Raw genomic sequence first — 17,456 nt, 5'->3', positions numbered from 1 at the left:
GCATGTAACAATGCGATCGACAGCAAAAAATAATTCTAAAATATTTTCATGATCATGTTTCCCTTTTGTAATATTTCTTTTTACCCTGTATGGTGACATCAATTATTTTGGCAGGAATAGAATAGCATCACCAATATCTCTTTCACCTGAATTATCGGAAGGATGATTAATTAATTGACTTCCAACTGTCATTGTTGTGGATCCTCCACCATCAAGATTCATTGCTTCATAAGCACCCAAGCTTTTCATAAGCTTTGCCGACTCTTCAAAGGTTACTCCAACACTATTCATTGGATCCCTACCATCTACAGTTACAAAGATTATATTACCATTTGCTTTAATGCCAGCAAGTGTTCTAGGGTGACGGCTTTTAACAAAACTATTGAAAAAGTCTTCGCTCCAACGAAACCCTTCTTCTTCTGAGTGAATATCTATTTTTCCGTCATCCAGAATGCGTGGTCCTCCATTTATAATACTAGTGTACCTTTTGGCTGGCACCGATTTCCCATCTAATGATAAATGAGTTTCAACTTCGATTGACATACCGATCTGAGCATTTTGGCTTAACCATTTTATAGTGTCTCCAGTGGCAGCAAGCACTGCCCCATTTACTGGGATATTGCCACCTCTATTATGACGAATATCCGTTACCTTCCCTTTTGCATCTAAAACAACCTCTAAGCCATTTCCTGCCGGCGTCTCATCTCCAAAAATGGGTTTAAACAAAATTAGTTCGTCATCATCTGTACATGTGACATCGTGTTTTGGATCTTCTTTTCGTTCGTCCTCTGAAGTACCACCACAACTACGGATCAACCCTGGCTTTCTATTCAGACCATCTATAATTGATTTTTCCCCATTTGAGGAGATAGCTTTTAAATCTGTTTCCACATTTGCAATAGAGGCCTTGTTTTCACTCGAGTCTGAAAACAATAAACTCGTTCTATCCCCTACTGATTCACTAACAACTTCCCCATTCACCATTGAAACACCTGCTAAATCACCTGGTGTCCCATCGTTTGCTCCTACAACAAAGTATCCCCCGTTCACAGCAGCAAGTGAATTCATGCGTTGCGATATACTTGTCAATTGTTCCTTCCCCTTAACCACATCATTGGATAAAAATGACCTAATTTCACCTTTAAATTTATCTGGATTGACTTCTAAAACATCAATATTCCACGGACCTGTGTTTTGAACCCCATTATTTTCAGTTGGGTTTCCACGGTCAATATATGTATGTGATAGGCCAGGTGCAATTTCCTTCTTTTCACGAGATTCTTCCAACCATGGATCCCCTAAATCCAACCTTTGCCACTTGTTTATAAGATAAGCCGCATCCCTTTTGAGCTTCTGATATACCTCATCAGAAATTAATTGATTCTTTTTCTGCTGAATAATCAATGTTTGAAATCCATTCAAATGCTTGACGACTTTTTGAGGCAAATTTTTACCCTCAAAATGACTGACCGTTTTCAGATGCATGATTAAAGAATGAACTGCGCCCTTATTTGTGATCAAACCTGTTTCTTCAAAGTATTCTATTAGTTTTGTCATCCCATCTGCATGAAGCGGATTCTCTCCTGGTTTAATCGTAATATCTGCTACTAAAGGAAGATGATCAGATGCCAATGAGTGAATTACCTGACTGGAACTGACATTTAGTCTTGGAGATGTTAAAACATAATCGATTCTTTTTGTAGGGGAATCCGCCGGATACGTATATCCCAAGCCATCGTGATTAACAGACCAGACATCTGTATAAATTTGAAAAAGTGATTGCATTTCAGTTGCATTAGGCGTGGCATTTAAATCACCCACCAATACGTTATTATTATGCCTAGAAGTAATATCCACTATGTCCTCTACTTGCCTTGCACGTACATTAGAACTCAAATGTGAGGTATGTGTTACATAGAACCATACTTCTCCCCCAGCAACGTATACTTGTGCTTCCAATAGCCCTCTTTGCTCCTCATCATCTGTCAATTTCGTTAACTTGTAGTTTTTTGAATCAAGAATAGGATATTTGCTTAATATCGCTGTTCCATATTGGTGATTATGAGCCTGTCCTTCTTCAGGTGGATAGTTAAGATTGGGACCAAAAACGTAATGCATATCTAACATTTCAGCGAGCTCTTTAGCCTGATTTTTAAAGTCACTTCTCTCTGACCAATGATTATCTACTTCCTGAAGACCGATGATATCCGCATTAGACTGACGAATTTGTTCCGCTATTCGTTCTAAATCCAATTTACCATCCATTCCCTCTCCATGGCGAATGTTGTACGTCATTACTTTCATTTGTAAAGACTTTTCTCCCAAATCCGAAGAGGAATTCTCCGCTGCCACCATACTTCCAAACATAGCTATAGACAACGATAGTAAAACGATTGCAAACAGAACTATAACTGATCTTTTAATGTTTCTCCCTCCTAAAAAAATAGTTGAATTATAGCTAAACCTCAGATTTCACAATGTGAGATTTACACCTAGATTGGGGTTCTTTATATAATTAATATTTATTGCTTCATAAGTTATTCGTTAATCAACGTTAACTTTTTATTAATTCTCGCAGAAAACGAACTCCATAAAATCCGCTCCATCGTTTCTCCATACTTTTAAGTAATTCAGCAATCTCTATTATTATGCATCATAACGCTTTGACAGTTTCTCCTGATGGGCATGGAACATGTGCTTAGTGCGGTGATAAAGTTTACTGCCGGAATGGGTTATTAGACGGAATTATTCAAAATGACTATACGCTTATATGCTTTTCTTGCCTTACTGCCAGTTATATTTAGGATAAATGGTGATACAATATGCAAAGGGAGGGAAATACAAAATGGAATTCGAATTTGGGAATGCTGCTATTATTCTACCCCCTTTACACATTACCATTATGGCAATAATCATTATTTTCTTTTTAGTAAGGTGGAGTAAGCAATTAGAAACACGACGTTTTACGATTTTCTTTTACTTTCTAATAAGTACAAACATTGCTCCGTTTTATTCTCATACTACCGAGCAGGGAAGCTTTGAGCTATGGATTCCCTTAGGGTCTATAGTAATTTTCCTGTACTTGTTTCACAGCAAAGGAAGAAACCATCCTTCTAAAATAAAAGCAAGCATTCTAGGGCTTTCCATAGCTTTATATCAATTGATTCTTCAATATGTTGGGTAATTCTTCGATTCTATTAAAGGGATAAGCTATCCTTGAATAAGAAGGAGCTTTCTGAATTAGTCAGAATAGGGAAAAGGAAATTTTCTAATGCTTTGCTTATACAATCTGTTTATAATTTACTACAACAAAAAAATGGTTAAACCCCTCCCTTAAACAGATCTGTTGAAGTGAATATTTTATTGATATGATAAAGGGAAACTTTAATCAGAATGGGGATTGGTTTATCTCGCCACTAATTGTTCGTACCTCAAGGGTATGACTTATAGGCTTTGGAACCAATCGAACATTTACTGACAGTTGATCCCCACTTTTCCATATTGGTTACTCTTTATTGCTTGGAGTGGGGGGCTTACTGCCACTTATATGTGGGATAAGAAGATGAGCTATAGAACATCTTCTAAAGCGATACTTCAAAGGTATCGCTTGTTTTAGTCTGGACTTTGGATGAAAAGCTCGAAATATTGACAGTTTAAAATTTATTTTTTCCTAAAAAGCGGAACTTTTCGGAATGTTATTCAGTCTGTATATATAAAGGGAAATTTCAATCCATTGTGGGAGTTATTTATCCCCCCACTGATTGTTCTTACCTCAAGGGTATGACCTATAGGCTTTGGAACCAATCGGACATTTACCGGCATTCGATTCCCCACTTCCATATTAGTTTCCCTTTATTGCTTGGGATCGGGGTCTTACTGCCAGTTATATGTGAGATAAAGGGAGGTGGTTGAAATCAGCCGTCCAAATGAAAAGGAAATATATGAAAGCCATTTTGAAAAGGTGTACAAAACAGCTTATTTTATTTTAAAAAACGAAGAACTAGCAAAAGATGCCACACACGATACTTTTATAAAAGCGTTCAAACATTTGAACAAAATCAACCAGCATGCAAGAATTAATACTTGGATAACTACTATTGCTACACGTACAGCTATTGATATCTATAATAAAAACAAAAAGCAAATAGCATATGAATTTAAAGAAGAAAACTATCTATCAAAGTCAGATGAGTTTAACGTTGAGATTGATGAGTTAGAAAATTATTTAGACAACATTCCACCTGAACAAAAACAAATATTGATTTTAAAATATATGGAAGAATTAACAGAGAAAGAAATTGCAAACCTTCTATCTATTAAACTAGGAACTGTGAAATCAAGAATATTTCGGGCAAAACAAAAATTATACGAACAGTATACGTTAGGAGGTGAAAATCGTGTTGGAGAATAATCAGAATGAACAAAGGTTAAAGGAACACGTAACAAAGGAGATAGATTCGATTAGAGTGCCAACAGGATTGAAAGAAGAAATGTGGACACAGGTTCAGCCTGTACGTAAGAAGAGAAGAATACCTTCAAAAGTTCTTCTGTATATAGCTACGCTTGCATGTGTAGCCGTCTTAATCCCGCTTGGGTTAGCTGTATTACCTTTTAATTCGGAACCAACACCTAGTGACGTTGTAACAACTCAAGAAGAACAGATAAAGACAATAGAAACTGTATTACAGAATGCTCTTAATGGTCCAGATGCTGAATTGAAGCAAATATTTAATCGTGATACATCTATAGAAGACAGTATCCAATATGATAAAGAGCGTTTTAAAGAATATTTTGCCAATGATATAGCCTATATGGAATTTGTAAATAGTTACGGTGCAGTTTTAATGATCATTCCTATACGAAACGAATACACGCTGCAAGTAAAAGATATCAAATTTGAAAAAACAGATTCTAAAGAGATTATTTATAACTTTTCAGTTGAGGTACTGTACCAAAAAGAGGGCAGTGAAAAATCAGACGTTGAAGTTGTTGGTGGGCAAGCAAATCTTAATGAGGACCATAAAATAGAACGAATATTAATCCGATTAAACGACTTATGGAATGCTATAGAAAAAAACTAATGTAAAGGCGATTTAGACCGTCGTCTTTTTCTTTACTACCGATAGTGGGTCGTTCACCCTTTTATACATGATAGTTGTTAATGAAAACTAAATCAGATGTACATTTAATAACAAAAAATTCTCTTTTGGTTTAATTCCTTTTTACAGTTTCTAACCCTACCATATTGATTAGGATTATATAAGTAAAACAAGCCCCTCGTGGAAGCTTGTTTTATTTTAATTTGTACGAGTTCCACTAGTGACAAATCCTAGCTTCCCACCAACAACTTCTTTCACCTCATGAATGACAACAAAGGAGCTTGGATCAATGGTTTGCACCTTCTTTTTGATTTTTAAAAGCTCCGTCTTTTTAATAACCGTATAGATAATTCTTTTATCTTTATTGACGTAGTATCCATACCCATAATAAATCGTGGCAGCATTACCAAATTCGTTTGTAATTACGTTAGAAATTTCTTCATATTTATCTGACATAATCGTCATCGCTTTCTTATTATGGAAACCTTCAATTACTTGATCCGCTATTTTTGTACACAAATAGACAAATATAAAGCTATATAACATATTATTAATTCCAATAATAAATATGAAAGCTGCTATGATGATGCTATCCATATAAAATAGACTCTTAGAAAAGCTATATCCCTTTGTGTAATTTAATAAATATGCAAGAAGAGTTGTTCCACCGGTCGAGCCATCAGCGATGAAAATCAGACCTAAACCAGTCCCAAGTAATAATGCGCCAAATACAATGCCTAACACCATATCTTCAATACCAAACGGAACAAAGCTTAGGATACCAAGAAATAAAGAACTCATGGCAACACCTAATATGGTATAAAGTATCGTTCTTTTCATTAAGAACTTATATGCGATCGCTATAAAAATAAGATTGATGATAAACGTACTTATACTTGTTGGGATCTGAAATAAATAGTATAGAATTAGAGACATACCAATTGTACTTCCATCACCTAATCTATTCGGAATAACAAAAAATTGAACGGATGCAGCAATCAGAAAAGATCCGACTATAATTAGAAGCACATCTTTTATAATGTTTTTCATATAAATAACCTCCCTAGCCAAAAAATTAAATGTAAACCTTCCATCAGTGGGAGCTTTGTTTATCCCCATGGTTTGGTAGTACCACAAGGGTATGACCTAAAGGCCCTAGAACCAATCGGACAATTACTGGCAGTTGATCCCTACTCACCAATATTAGGTTCTCTTAATTGCTTGATGTGGGGTCTTACTGCCAGTTATATGCGGGATAAAGTGAAACTTCAATCCGTGGGGTGGCGTATTATCCCCCACGGATTGTTAGGTGAACCAATCGGACATTTACTGGCAGTTGATCCCTACTCACCAATATTAGGTTCTCTTTATTGCTTGATGTGGGGTCTTACTGCCAGTTATATGCGGGATAAAGTGAAACTTCAATCCGTGGGGTGGCGTATTATCCCCCACGGATTGTTAGGTGAACCAATCGGACATTTACTGGCAGTTGATCCCTACTCACCAATATTAGGTTCTCTTTATTGCTTGATGTGGGGTCTTACTGCCAGTTATATGCGGGATAAATAAAAGACTTTAGAAATTAACTATTTCTTAACCTCTAAAGCCACTAAATTCAACTATTAATTTATACACCTCATCATGTAACTTCACGATTATAGTAATCTCTACAAGCAAAGTCAATACACTGTAAAATTTTTAGATTAATAAGATATATAATCCATTGTCATTCCTATTAGCTATGCTTTTAAAAACAAGCTGAAATTGTATGCCTATTGGTGAATCACATGAAAATCAGCCTAACATTATATAAAATGAAACTTTAATCCGTGGGCTTTTGTTTATCTCCACGGATGGTAGTTAAACAAATTGGACATTTACTGCCGTCGATCCTCCACTCTTCTTAAGACGAACAATTCTTATTATGAAGTGGACACACCAGACAGTGTGTGAGTGTTTCCTTCTTTTTTTCCAGCTTATGAAAGTAGCAGCACGTACGCCTTATTTTTTGTTCACTAAGAGAATTGGGATTAGTCAGATAACTACTCATAGGATGATTCATACAATCAAAATAGCTTCCATCCAATTGATTCAATTCTCTAGCAAGTTCAATAATTCTTTGGCGATGATCGGGATATTTCTCCACTGCTTTTCTAAAGAAAGAGTTGAGCCGAACCGCTACATTTTCCCATAAAATAAAAAGAGGAATATTTGTCACCTGGTGAAACGCCTGCAACAATGGCAAGATATGATAAGCAAAAAGCCCCTCCCAAGCCTCCTGTCGTGAGTCAGTATATTTGACCTGTAGAGCATCTACCCTAATATCCAACTGCTCGCTAATGGTGCAAGAGGAAAGGGGAATGATTTTGGCTTGTTCTTCCCATAACATGGAATCCAATACCTGAGCTGGAAGAACCTGAGCGTACTTCTTCATCATCATTGACGCAGTAACCTTTAAGTTGGGAGCATAGATTCGCTGCATTTGATGATTTAAAAATTCAATACATTTTACCTCTTCCATTAATGCAAGAACAGGAATCATTAACGAAACCCCTTTCTGTTGCGGTATAGTAAATAAATGAAAAATGGTGCCCCAATCCCAGCTGTAAATACTCCAGCAGGAATATCCGATGGCAAAAAGGCCGTACGAGCTATGATATCAGCTCCCATCACTATTAACGATCCGATAAGCGCAGAACCAACTACTAAATTAGCAAACGATTTATGCAATATAATCCGAGCGATATGAGGAGCGATTAGCCCAACAAAAGCTATGCCACCTGCAAAAGAAACAGCAGCGCCAGCTAATGCAACACTCAAAGCAAGTAATAGAAAGCGGAAAAATTGAACTCGAACACCCATACCGATCGCTATATCGTCTCCTAATTGCTTGACATTCACAATCCCTGTAAAAAATAGCGAGAGAAAGATCAAGGTAAGGATAATGGGAAGGAGAATGATTACTTCCTGCCAATTGGCACCGTATAAACTTCCGGTTAACCATAGATATACTTTAGAAGCAATGGCAGACTCACTTGATACCATAAACATGGTCACTATGGCATTGGTCAATGCAGAAATGCCAATTCCAATAAGAATTAATCGCATGGGAGTCACCCCATTTGACCATGATAATAAATAGATAATAGCTGATGTAACTGCTGCTCCAATAATCGAAGCCAAGGGAAGCCAATTGACACTCATCTCACCCAGTAAAAAAACAATAAACAAAACCGCTCCTACAGACGCCCCTCCTGTTACTCCTACAATGTCCGGAGAACCTAGAGGATTACGAATCATCCCCTGTAGAATTAACCCGGAAACTCCAAGCCCTGCACCCACAAGGAAACCCATTATTACACGGGGCATTCGGAGTTCATGAAGTATAAAAGTATAATCGCTTTCACTAAAGAGCTCTTGAAAAACCGCTCCCACAGGAATATAACTGCTTCCTGCTGAAAGGCTTATGATAAAGACAACTACCGTAAGCAATAATAAGCAAATCAAAATAAACAACGACTTTTTATGAAATTGCATTGAAATTTTATCATTTTTACTTCTGATTGTGTAAAAGTCACCCACTTTTCTTCACCCCTTTTCTAGCTATATAAATGAAAAATGGCGTTCCGAAAAGAGCCGTCATAACTCCTATAGGCATTTCCTGAGGGGCAATGACGAGTCGTGCTGCGATATCGGCACATAATAGCAAAGTAGCCCCGAATATACCACTGATCGGTAAAATCCATTGATAATTTGGTCCTGTGATTCCTTTAACAATGTGAGGTACAACCAGGCCAATAAACCCTATCGACCCTGCTATAGCTACAGAGCCTCCAGCTAAAAACACAATAATGATTCCGATTACCAATTTAACCAAACTGGTGTTTAGCCCAAGATTTTTAGCCACATCATCACCAGACATAAGAATGTTCAGTGGCTTTCCAACCAATAACGAAATAATAATGGCTCCTAAGATAAAAGGAAGAACCGGTAGAAGAAGGCTTAATTCCCGACCCGCCACAGAACCAGCTAGCCAAAACAACACGCTTTGTATACGCTGTTCATCCAAAACGAGCATCCCTTGCGTGAATGAGATAAAAAGCGCGCTAATTGCGGCACCCGCTAAGACAATGCGAACCGAAGACAAGCCATCTTCCCCCATTGAACCTAGTAAATATACGATCGCCCCCGCAAGTCCAGCTCCTATAAAGCCAATCCACATATACCCGCTTAAGGATTCTACTGAAAAGAAGGTAGCTGAAGCGACGATAAAAAATAGTGCTCCTGCATTCACCCCAAAGATGTCAGGTGCTGCTAATGGGTTACGCGTCAATGCTTGCATAAGCGCTCCGGCAATGGATAGACTTGCTCCTATGGTAATAGCAATTAATGTTCGGGTTAAGCGCGACGTACGAATAATGACCTGATTTGTGTCGGAAGGGTCATAATGGAAGAAGGCGTCCCAAACTGTAGAGAGAGGTATAGAGGTTTTTCCTAAAAATATGCTTAAAAAAGATGCAATTACAAATAAAAGCAATAGAACAAGAAGCGTTATCCACCTTATATGTCGATTGTTTATAAATTTGTTCATTATTTTTCTCCCCAAAGAAACAAAGATAGGAGAAATCCTCCTATCTTTCGTCATTTATTTTTCTAAATCAAACCTGTCATACAAATCGTCCAGCATTAAGTTTGCGGCTTGAATTCCACCTGACATGTTCCATATAACTTCATCGACCATATGAACCTCGTCATTGTTTACAGCGTCCAGATTCTGCCAAAGAGGGTGGTTCGTCCATTCTTTATAATTATCTTTAATCGCTGGGTCATCACTCATGAAAACATAGAAAACATCAGCGTTCATTTCATTAATACTTTCTTTATCGGTTAGCTTCATACCCCATTCATCTGATTGTTGATTCTCTGGTCTAGTGAAGCCTGCTTCTCTAAGAATCATTCCGGCAAAACTATCAAAATAAATACGAGCATGATCACTTCGGAAGTTCAAGATAGAAACATTTAGCGGCCACTCATCTCCTAACTTTTCGGCAGCTTTTTTATTGAAATCTTTAATCCGTTCATCCCAATTGGTCAAGATTTCATCTGATTTATCTTGCTTATTCAACGTTTCTCCCATTAATTTAACTGTTTCCTTAAATTCATAGACTTGATCAATGGCTACAGTGGGAGCAATTCTATTTAGTTTTTCATAGATTTCCTCATGTCGGAGTTTCGATGCAAAAATAACATCCGGTTTTAACTTCGCAATCTCCTCTAAATTTGGCTGTGTCTCTTCCCCCACTAATTTCGTTCCTTCTAGATCATCTCTAAGATACTTATAAATAGGTTTCTCTACCCAGGACTCAACGATTCCTACTGGCTCCACCCCAAATACAATAGCGGTATCCGTTGCTCCTTGGTACAGCGTCACAACTTTTTCAGGGGTTCCCTTGATAGTTGTCGTCCCCATAGCGTGATCAATTTCCCGCTCTTTTGAATTCTCGCTTGAAGACTTCTCCCCTTCCTCAGACGAAGCGTTTTCTGAAGAAGTTTCTTCCGATCCACAAGCTACAAGCAGTGTAACCATAAGTACAACAAATAAAAGTAATCCCCATTTTTTATGTAATTGGTTATTTAGCATATGTATTCCCCTTTTTTTGATAATGATAATCATTTTCATTTAATATTATAGTATTTCATATGATAACTCATGTCAACAATACAGTTAGGACTTTCCATCATTTAACTATAAGTAGAATTATAGAATTAAAAAGGAGCTTCTCAAAAGTTCAATAAACTAATCAGAAGCTCTCTACAATATAAAGTAAATCCTTTTTATTAAATAATAAAAGGTATGTTATTCAGGGGTTATCAAACAAACTCCTTCACATAGGGTTTCAGGCGTTATTACATCACCTGAATTTTTTGGAAAAATATTTTCTCGCTCGTTTGGGCATTTTAAAATCTCCTCGGCTTTTATTTGAGCCAAGTCTATCTGCCCTTAACTAACTTGTCCAATTAGGTGTAACAGATTCATGTTAACTTTTTAATTACACCCGAATATTCTTCATTTAAAAATTTCTTACTAAACTCACTTGTTAATAAGAGAATTAGATATCCTTTTCATTACGACACTTTTTACATCTTTTCGGGTATGAAAAGCCTTTTTTCTCATAAAATCGTTGCTCTCCCGTTGTAAAAGTAAATCTTACTCCACATATCCAGCATTTTAAAAGCAGGTCATGCGGCTCTAAGCCCTCTAGTGCTTCATTTATAGATTCTGTCCTTTCTTTTACAACTGAATGATCAATCGGCTCATTTCTATTTATTACATTTATAGTTGTTCGAATCTCAGCTCTTACCTTTTTATAATCAACTTTCTCCCATAATTCTAAATAAGGAATAAACGCTTGATCTCCGGACTCTTTAATCTTCTCAAGCAATAATAGAATCATTTTCCTATTCCGATCCTTTAAATAGCTCATATCAGGATTTTGTTTTCCCTGTTTGGCCCATTCCTTCCATTCATTTAAAAGTTCATCAGCATATTGATCGGACTCTATGTACCAACCCCGCTCTGTGAAAACAATCATTGGAAATTTTCCGTCATACTCAATTTCTAGAAAATCATAATCAATCATCCAATCAATTTTTTTCATAATTTCATCTAGTTTCTCTGACTTAAAATAACCATAGACAGGACACCTATCCAACCCCAGTTGCAATACTTTCTTTTCCCGTGAACCCTTTAAGATTTTAGCAAGAAGTGTTCTTCCTCCTTTTGCAATAATTTCATCAGATGCTCTCAATATAACTTTTATCTCTTCCTCAGATAATCGATTAATCTTAGATTTCTTCAAAACGGTAAGTCCTCCTCATCCACCCAGCGTTTAGATACAATCGCATCTTCTTGCTTCATAGATTTTCTTAATGCTTTACTGAGAGCTGGGTTAACTGTTAGGACCCTTCCAAACATCTCCCCATAAAGATTACGAATCCATACTTTAACAGTTGCTTTCCTTTTTTGATTAGGGACTGGGATATTTTTAATTAAGCTCTTTGGTGTCATCCTCAACTCCTTGGCCATTTGTATATCAGTCTCATTCAAACGACATCGTGTTTTTGCCCCTTCCCAAGCTTGTGAATTCTTTTTTGTCGCCATCACCATATCCACACCTTTTTATCATTCTATAATTTCTGAGGATTACCATAAGTCCTGTATAATTGTGTGTATTTTTTACTTGAATCCCTCTTCTATTTTGTTCTCTTTAGTGACAAGACTTCACATTAATTTTACTTTGTTTGAGTCATCTATAAAAGTCATGTATTCTTTTTTATATCGTTTTTCTTTCATCTTCAATTTTTTTGATATTTTCTTTTCAGCAATACACCACCAAAACAGCAAGTTGCCCTCATTAAAGAAACCTTTTTAGCAAACTTTTATCATGCCGGATACTTGATATACAGAAATCTACCTTCAGTATCTAATCTGTACACCGTATACGCAACCAATTCATCCCACGACTAAAGTCACGAGCGTTCCCGGCTAAATTCTAAATTTTTTCACTGTTTTTTCTAAGAAAATTATAAATCCAACCTACTTAAAGCAGTGAATAGACAAAAAGAGACTTCTCAAGAGTTGAAACCCATTGAGAAATCTCTGTTACTTCATGTTAGTATTTTGTTAGCAAATAACTCAATAATCCTTATTTATCAAGAGTTTTGGAGCATGAATTACATCATGCCGCCCATAATTCAGATAAATATGCAGGATTTCATCCACATTCTCTTTAATTATTTCAAGCGAAAAAACATCTAAAAATAGTTATGGGATTTCGCTTTATTTCGAAATTTTATTATTACTGGTGAGATTCCTGTGAGACCTCATAAAAACCTCACATGTTACGAGCTCCTAGCATTACTTAAACTTCATTCTACACCTACGATAATATTAGCGCCGATCTTATCATGTTCAAAGTTTGTTTGTTTCCTACATTAAATGTAATCATTTTCGTCTCAAGGTTTGCGTTTGTTTTTGCTTTTATAAAGATTATTTCATAAGAAAAAAATGGTTTTTTCGGTAAAAAAGCCTTGCATTTTAATACTACGCATAGTATAATAGAAATATAGAAAGGAGGTGAAGATGTGGAGGACTTAGGAAAAATAATAGCCCTAGCGATATCGATTCTAACTTTAAATAAACTTTGGCTCACCAACCAAAAATCGAAGTTAGAAATCGAAAAGCTAAGGCAAGAATTAAAGAGAATGAGAAGGGGGAAATAATCCCCTTTCCCTCTCACCTAAGTATACCACAAATACAATGAAAATATTACTGGTAACTATTTGGATTATTATAACATTGTTAGCAATCCGCTATGCTTTTTTGAGACAGAAAAAGAAGAAGCTGCAAGCGGAAAAGGAGCGATTAAGTAATGAACAATCAAACAGAGGCAAATAAACGCTGGCAAGAAAAAAATAAAGAAAGAGCAAAGTATTTGAGTAATCGTTCTAGGGCAAGGAGTTTTGTTCGTAATCAAGCTACGCTAGAGGATTTGGAAGAGTTTAAAAAACTAATAATAGAACGTGAAGAAACTCTAAGGAGTGAAAAAAATGAGCCTTAAATCGAGTATTTATAAGTTCTTACGCATATGGAACGATGTTGATGCTGTAAGGAAAGGAAAAGCGGGGAAACGAATAGGCAGACGTGTGACAGGCAAAGCTGCAGGTAAAACAATAAGGAAGATATTTAAATAGCCCTCACCAAAAGTGAGAGCTATTCTTTTTTAATCTATCCATACATCAATAATACTTTCTATGGGTAAATATTGACCTGCTACTTTTATATATTTGTTTTGCCTATCTACACTATCTATCTTCCCTTTAGCATTATAATAGTCGTGATTCATGAAATATTTTAATTCGACAGTTAAATCATTCTTTACAGCCATGTGCAGCTTTAAGTTAATATCTTCTTGTTGTTGTTCATCTATTATAGGCTTCTGTTTACGATCTTGTTCATCCCATATATTATTAAGCATTTCAATATGTTCCGGCATCATTATCGATGACCATTTAATATTACCTCGATCATTTACACTCATTACGCACCCACTCGCTTTCGTACTGATCCAGCTGAAAGGATATTTTCTAACTTAAATGTTCTCACTTTTTTACGGTAGTAACAATAAGCCAATATACTCTTTTCATTCACCTCAAGCACACGGATATAACGTTCCGTAACATTGTTATTGCTATCCATATAAAAGATAATGATTTTTTGCTTATTTTCTGCAGAACGATTAAGTAATCCTTTCATAATAAGACCACCTTTAGAACATTTGTTCTTATTATATACGAACTACCGTTCTTATTCAAGGTAAAAAAAGAAACCCCCTCTTTAAACAAGAGAAGGTTATTCTACCAAGTATTGATATTGTAAGATTGATTCATCTGTTATAACGTTATTTTTGCCTGGCTGATAAACCCTATGCCATGGTCCACCTTTTCTGTGCGTTCTATCAACTAGAGAAAAAGGTTTTTCTTCTCCATATTTATGCATAATATCAAATATACAATCAACAGCGCTAGAACCATGTTCCGAAGTTATTACTTTTATTAATGATGGAGTAGCCGCCATATCATCAGCTGCTATAATAAAGTTTTCATCCTCAGTATAGTCAATTATTGATGCTCCGTGTTCCGTAAATCTTGAGAATACACTTTCCACAACTGGCCCATATTTATAAGAAACTATAGGATCATTAAATAATCTTTCCCCAGTTCTTACAAGAAATTCAGAATAAATATAATATAATATTTTCTGCAATTTAATATGAGACATCGGCCATATCGTTAGAACAAATTTAGAAATGTCTAAAGCCGACAGTTTTTGATCACCAGCTACATAATTTATAAATGTATCCATGTCCTCGGTGAAAATTACATCCTCAAAAAAACTGTCCTTCTCAACTACAGATGATATTGAAGTTGATTCTGTAGACAATTTGTGCAAACCTAGTTGAACATCACCGCATTTTCTTTTAATTTTACTCATAAAACCATTCATTACAGTTTTATCTAGTTGTTCTTCAGATGAGTAATGCCACCCAACTCTATACCCTTTGCTATAATGACTTATAATTGCTAAAAAGTGATATGCCATGAACGGCACCTCCTTTATTTAAAAGCCTCTTTGTGAATTTTTGCAGACTTTTTATATTCTTGTTTATGTTCTTCGTGAGATTCATAATTGGTTTTGAAATCTTCTGGCAACCATATTTGTAATTCCCAAGGAAAATTTTTGTTACTGTCTCCGTAAAAATAAACGTGTGTAGCTCTATACTCTCCTTTTGAGGAATTTCTATACCTAATTTTGTAATCTTTCGCTATAAAATCACACATTTCTTTAAAAACAGAACAATCATGATCAAAACCTTCAACACACACTCTAAACCCAAGTAAATCATTTAAACATTTATTTAAAGGTATTTCGCCTTTTTCTTTTTTTCCGGTATTATAATGGATCAACTTATAAATTATTGACTCAAGTTGTTTGATACGTAATCTGAAATCTAACTTATTATAAGTGTATTCTAAGTCAATATCAATAGTCAAAAATTCTAATTCACTAACATATTCATTTAATATTGAGCGAAACTCATAACTAATCAAATATGTATTAGTTTCATCTATTTGGTTCAATATATGCTTAACCAGTTTTTTATTAAGATTTAAGTTATTTATTTCTCGCATATTATAAGAGAAAGAATTATGTATTTTTATTAAATCAAAAATCAATGAATTTAATGTAATAATATCATATTGAACTTGATCAACTGAGTTATCACGTAATAAGTTTTGGTTAGCGTCATTATTGATTAACAAATTCATCACCATATAGTTCTAATTAATATGTTCCTAAATATACCTTTCTATAGAAAGAGTAAAAAGTCCTGCTAATAAGTAAAAATTATTTTACAAAATTAAAAATGCCCCACCAAAAGGCAGGGCATAATACTTACTTAATCACAGCACTAGTACCAGAACCAACATAAATATTACGCTTACCTCTTCCAGTCTTTATAGTGACTACATCTGGATATGGTTTATCTAAAATTTTATAAGTTAATCCACCATATCTAGCAGGAGTAAGGCTCCAATCACTATTTTTCTTCACAGGTTTAACATTAAGCTTGTATGTCCTCCACGTTTTTGCAGAGGCAGGCAAATGAACGGTACCTTTTGCTTGGCTAGGTTTAGATGGTTTACCCTCACGCATTTTATGAAGCAATTCAAGGTTTTGGTCAGCTGATCCCTTGTAATTATCGATACCGTAATCTGCAGCATACCTCTTACGTGCGCTAAAGCTAGCATCTTTACCAATGCTATTAAGGTAATCAACAATAGAGCCATTAGTTACTGTTTCAGATCCGACTTGTTGGTTAGGTGCCTCAACTGTTCCGCTAGTTCCTTTTATCCCATCTATAAATGTACTCCACATATTCAGCAACAAGCGAGGACAGTTCTTGCCAGACCAATGCTTATGCGGTACAACATGATCAATAGGGATATTATGTTCTTTCATTAATTTTTTAATAAGCCATTGGGCATTTTTAATTGCTTTGTTAAAGTCACCATCGCTGTTTTCGCATATTTCAATTCCAATTGATTGTCGATTTCCTGTTCCGTTGCCATCGCCAGCATGCCAACCGTTTTCATTCGTTGGAATGTGTTGGTATATTTCTTTGTCATCGACAGTGTAGTGCCAAACAACCTCTCGGCCACCTGCGCCATTATGCAAATACCGACTGTGCATTTCTGCATCTGCGCCTTTCTTTTCATTAGCAGTACCGTGAACTGTTAAAAATTTTGGCTTCATAGAGTGACCAGGTCTTTGATTCGTTTGAGATTTAGGTATAAAATCTGTAATTATTTTCGGCATTATTTATCGTCTCCTTTTCCTCTGAGTACTTCAACAGCATTCAATAATTTATTTGGTACAGGAACACCAATCTTTCCTGCGTTTTCAGTAATACTCAACAATTCATTCGCTAAGTAGAAAAAGATAGCTGCATCCCTAAACATGTGCATTTCTCCACCCAAAGCAACATCCACCATGTGAGCTACAGCCACAATGAAAAAGATCGCTACTTTTTTAGCAATCCCCTTCCAACCGATACCACTATTTAATTTACCGTCGACTCCAGCTGCAATAAATCCAGTGATATAATCAATAACCACAAATCCTAATAAAATATTCAACATTAATGACCAACCTCCAAATAAAAATGAGGCTAGTCCGCCCCCTGCTCCTATCATAACTTTAAATGCGTTTTCCACTATATTACCTCCGTTTTT

The 17,456-nt window shown here is 35.8% G+C and carries 21 protein-coding genes; 7 read left to right on the top strand and 14 right to left on the bottom strand.

Going from position 1 to position 17,456, the window contains the following annotated elements; translation table 11 throughout:
- Positions 1 to 102: 102 nt before the first annotated feature.
- Complete coding sequence (locus RVS70_RS09595) at positions 103 to 2,304, bottom strand: phosphodiester glycosidase family protein (protein WP_321133072.1); 2,202 nt, start codon at positions 2,302 to 2,304, stop codon at positions 103 to 105.
- Positions 2,305 to 2,845: 541 nt separating this feature from the next.
- Here RVS70_RS09595 and RVS70_RS09590 point away from each other — a divergent pair.
- The 3 genes from RVS70_RS09590 (at position 2,846) to RVS70_RS09580 (ending at position 5,081) form a co-directional block, all read left to right on the top strand.
- Positions 2,846 to 3,184 carry a hypothetical protein gene (locus RVS70_RS09590; protein WP_166530722.1) on the top strand — a complete coding sequence of 113 codons (339 nt, stop codon included), beginning with the start codon at positions 2,846 to 2,848 and terminating at the stop codon, positions 3,182 to 3,184.
- A 720-nt stretch (positions 3,185 to 3,904) separates the two neighbouring features.
- Complete coding sequence (locus RVS70_RS09585; protein WP_321133071.1) at positions 3,905 to 4,411, top strand: RNA polymerase sigma factor; 507 nt, start codon at positions 3,905 to 3,907, stop codon at positions 4,409 to 4,411.
- Positions 4,398 to 5,081 carry a hypothetical protein gene (locus tag RVS70_RS09580; protein ID WP_321133069.1) on the top strand — a complete coding sequence of 228 codons (684 nt, stop codon included), beginning with the start codon at positions 4,398 to 4,400 and terminating at the stop codon, positions 5,079 to 5,081. Before RVS70_RS09585 ends, RVS70_RS09580 begins: the two co-directional genes overlap by 14 nt.
- A gap of 216 nt (positions 5,082 to 5,297) precedes the next feature.
- Here RVS70_RS09580 and RVS70_RS09575 read toward each other — a convergent pair whose 3' ends face one another.
- The gene (locus RVS70_RS09575; RefSeq protein WP_321133067.1) at positions 5,298 to 6,149 is read right to left on the bottom strand and encodes a YitT family protein; all 852 of its coding nucleotides are present in this window, start codon (positions 6,147 to 6,149) and stop codon (positions 5,298 to 5,300) included.
- A 210-nt stretch (positions 6,150 to 6,359) separates the two neighbouring features.
- Between RVS70_RS09575 and RVS70_RS09570 the strand changes: the two genes are divergently transcribed.
- A complete protein-coding gene (locus RVS70_RS09570; RefSeq protein WP_321133065.1) occupies positions 6,360 to 6,668 on the top strand; it encodes a hypothetical protein in 309 nt (102 codons plus the stop codon).
- 334 nt (positions 6,669 to 7,002) lie between these two features.
- Here the strand turns inward: RVS70_RS09570 and RVS70_RS09565 are convergent, their stop codons facing one another.
- From RVS70_RS09565 to RVS70_RS09540, 6 genes are all read right to left on the bottom strand, one after another.
- Positions 7,003 to 7,641: a hypothetical protein gene (locus RVS70_RS09565; RefSeq protein ID WP_026680386.1), complete on the bottom strand. Its 639-nt coding sequence runs from the start codon at positions 7,639 to 7,641 to the stop codon at positions 7,003 to 7,005.
- On the bottom strand, positions 7,641 to 8,681 hold the full coding sequence (locus tag RVS70_RS09560) for an iron ABC transporter permease (RefSeq protein WP_321133063.1): 1,041 nt from the start codon (positions 8,679 to 8,681) through the stop codon (positions 7,641 to 7,643). The genes RVS70_RS09565 and RVS70_RS09560 overlap by 1 nt, the downstream gene beginning before the upstream one ends.
- A complete protein-coding gene (locus RVS70_RS09555) occupies positions 8,674 to 9,690 on the bottom strand; it encodes an iron ABC transporter permease (RefSeq protein ID WP_321133061.1) in 1,017 nt (338 codons plus the stop codon). Before RVS70_RS09555 ends, RVS70_RS09560 begins: the two co-directional genes overlap by 8 nt.
- 54 nt (positions 9,691 to 9,744) lie before the next feature.
- Entirely contained in the window at positions 9,745 to 10,740 is a 996-nt protein-coding gene (locus RVS70_RS09550; RefSeq protein ID WP_026680383.1) for an ABC transporter substrate-binding protein, read from the bottom strand.
- A gap of 469 nt (positions 10,741 to 11,209) precedes the next feature.
- Positions 11,210 to 11,959, bottom strand: a complete 750-nt coding sequence (locus tag RVS70_RS09545) for an RQC-minor-1 family DNA-binding protein (protein ID WP_121604548.1) — start codon at positions 11,957 to 11,959, stop codon at positions 11,210 to 11,212.
- Positions 11,956 to 12,261 carry a hypothetical protein gene (locus RVS70_RS09540; RefSeq protein ID WP_121605855.1) on the bottom strand — a complete coding sequence of 102 codons (306 nt, stop codon included), beginning with the start codon at positions 12,259 to 12,261 and terminating at the stop codon, positions 11,956 to 11,958. Before RVS70_RS09540 ends, RVS70_RS09545 begins: the two co-directional genes overlap by 4 nt.
- Before the next feature lie 983 nt (positions 12,262 to 13,244).
- Here RVS70_RS09540 and RVS70_RS09535 point away from each other — a divergent pair.
- The 3 genes from RVS70_RS09535 to RVS70_RS09525 all read left to right on the top strand — a co-directional run bounded on the left by RVS70_RS09535 (position 13,245) and on the right by RVS70_RS09525 (position 13,853).
- Positions 13,245 to 13,382: a hypothetical protein gene (locus tag RVS70_RS09535; protein WP_162986456.1), complete on the top strand. Its 138-nt coding sequence runs from the start codon at positions 13,245 to 13,247 to the stop codon at positions 13,380 to 13,382.
- Positions 13,383 to 13,531: 149 nt separating this feature from the next.
- A complete protein-coding gene (locus tag RVS70_RS09530; RefSeq protein ID WP_321133056.1) occupies positions 13,532 to 13,720 on the top strand; it encodes a hypothetical protein in 189 nt (62 codons plus the stop codon).
- Complete coding sequence (locus tag RVS70_RS09525; protein ID WP_321133054.1) at positions 13,710 to 13,853, top strand: hypothetical protein; 144 nt, start codon at positions 13,710 to 13,712, stop codon at positions 13,851 to 13,853. The genes RVS70_RS09530 and RVS70_RS09525 overlap by 11 nt, the downstream gene beginning before the upstream one ends.
- Positions 13,854 to 13,882: 29 nt before the next feature.
- Here the strand turns inward: RVS70_RS09525 and RVS70_RS09520 are convergent, their stop codons facing one another.
- The 6 genes from RVS70_RS09520 to RVS70_RS09495 all read right to left on the bottom strand — a co-directional run bounded on the left by RVS70_RS09520 (position 13,883) and on the right by RVS70_RS09495 (position 17,438).
- A complete protein-coding gene (locus RVS70_RS09520; protein WP_321133052.1) occupies positions 13,883 to 14,200 on the bottom strand; it encodes a YolD-like family protein in 318 nt (105 codons plus the stop codon).
- Positions 14,200 to 14,415, bottom strand: a complete 216-nt coding sequence (locus tag RVS70_RS09515) for a hypothetical protein (RefSeq protein ID WP_321133050.1) — start codon at positions 14,413 to 14,415, stop codon at positions 14,200 to 14,202. Before RVS70_RS09515 ends, RVS70_RS09520 begins: the two co-directional genes overlap by 1 nt.
- Before the next feature lie 96 nt (positions 14,416 to 14,511).
- The gene (locus tag RVS70_RS09510; RefSeq protein WP_321133048.1) at positions 14,512 to 15,261 is read right to left on the bottom strand and encodes a Panacea domain-containing protein; all 750 of its coding nucleotides are present in this window, start codon (positions 15,259 to 15,261) and stop codon (positions 14,512 to 14,514) included.
- Between the two features lie 14 nt (positions 15,262 to 15,275).
- Complete coding sequence (locus RVS70_RS09505; RefSeq protein WP_321133046.1) at positions 15,276 to 15,983, bottom strand: hypothetical protein; 708 nt, start codon at positions 15,981 to 15,983, stop codon at positions 15,276 to 15,278.
- A gap of 133 nt (positions 15,984 to 16,116) precedes the next feature.
- Complete coding sequence (locus tag RVS70_RS09500) at positions 16,117 to 17,040, bottom strand: N-acetylmuramoyl-L-alanine amidase (RefSeq protein ID WP_321133045.1); 924 nt, start codon at positions 17,038 to 17,040, stop codon at positions 16,117 to 16,119.
- Positions 17,040 to 17,438, bottom strand: a complete 399-nt coding sequence (locus RVS70_RS09495) for a phage holin family protein (RefSeq protein ID WP_321133043.1) — start codon at positions 17,436 to 17,438, stop codon at positions 17,040 to 17,042. The genes RVS70_RS09500 and RVS70_RS09495 overlap by 1 nt, the downstream gene beginning before the upstream one ends.
- Positions 17,439 to 17,456: the final 18 nt, after the last annotated feature.

Source organism: Virgibacillus sp. M23 (assembly GCF_034190895.1).
GTDB lineage: Bacteria > Bacillota > Bacilli > Bacillales > Amphibacillaceae > Virgibacillus > Virgibacillus salarius.
Note: the sequence above shows the minus strand (reverse complement) of the source record. Positions and strands in the feature narration are given on the sequence as shown.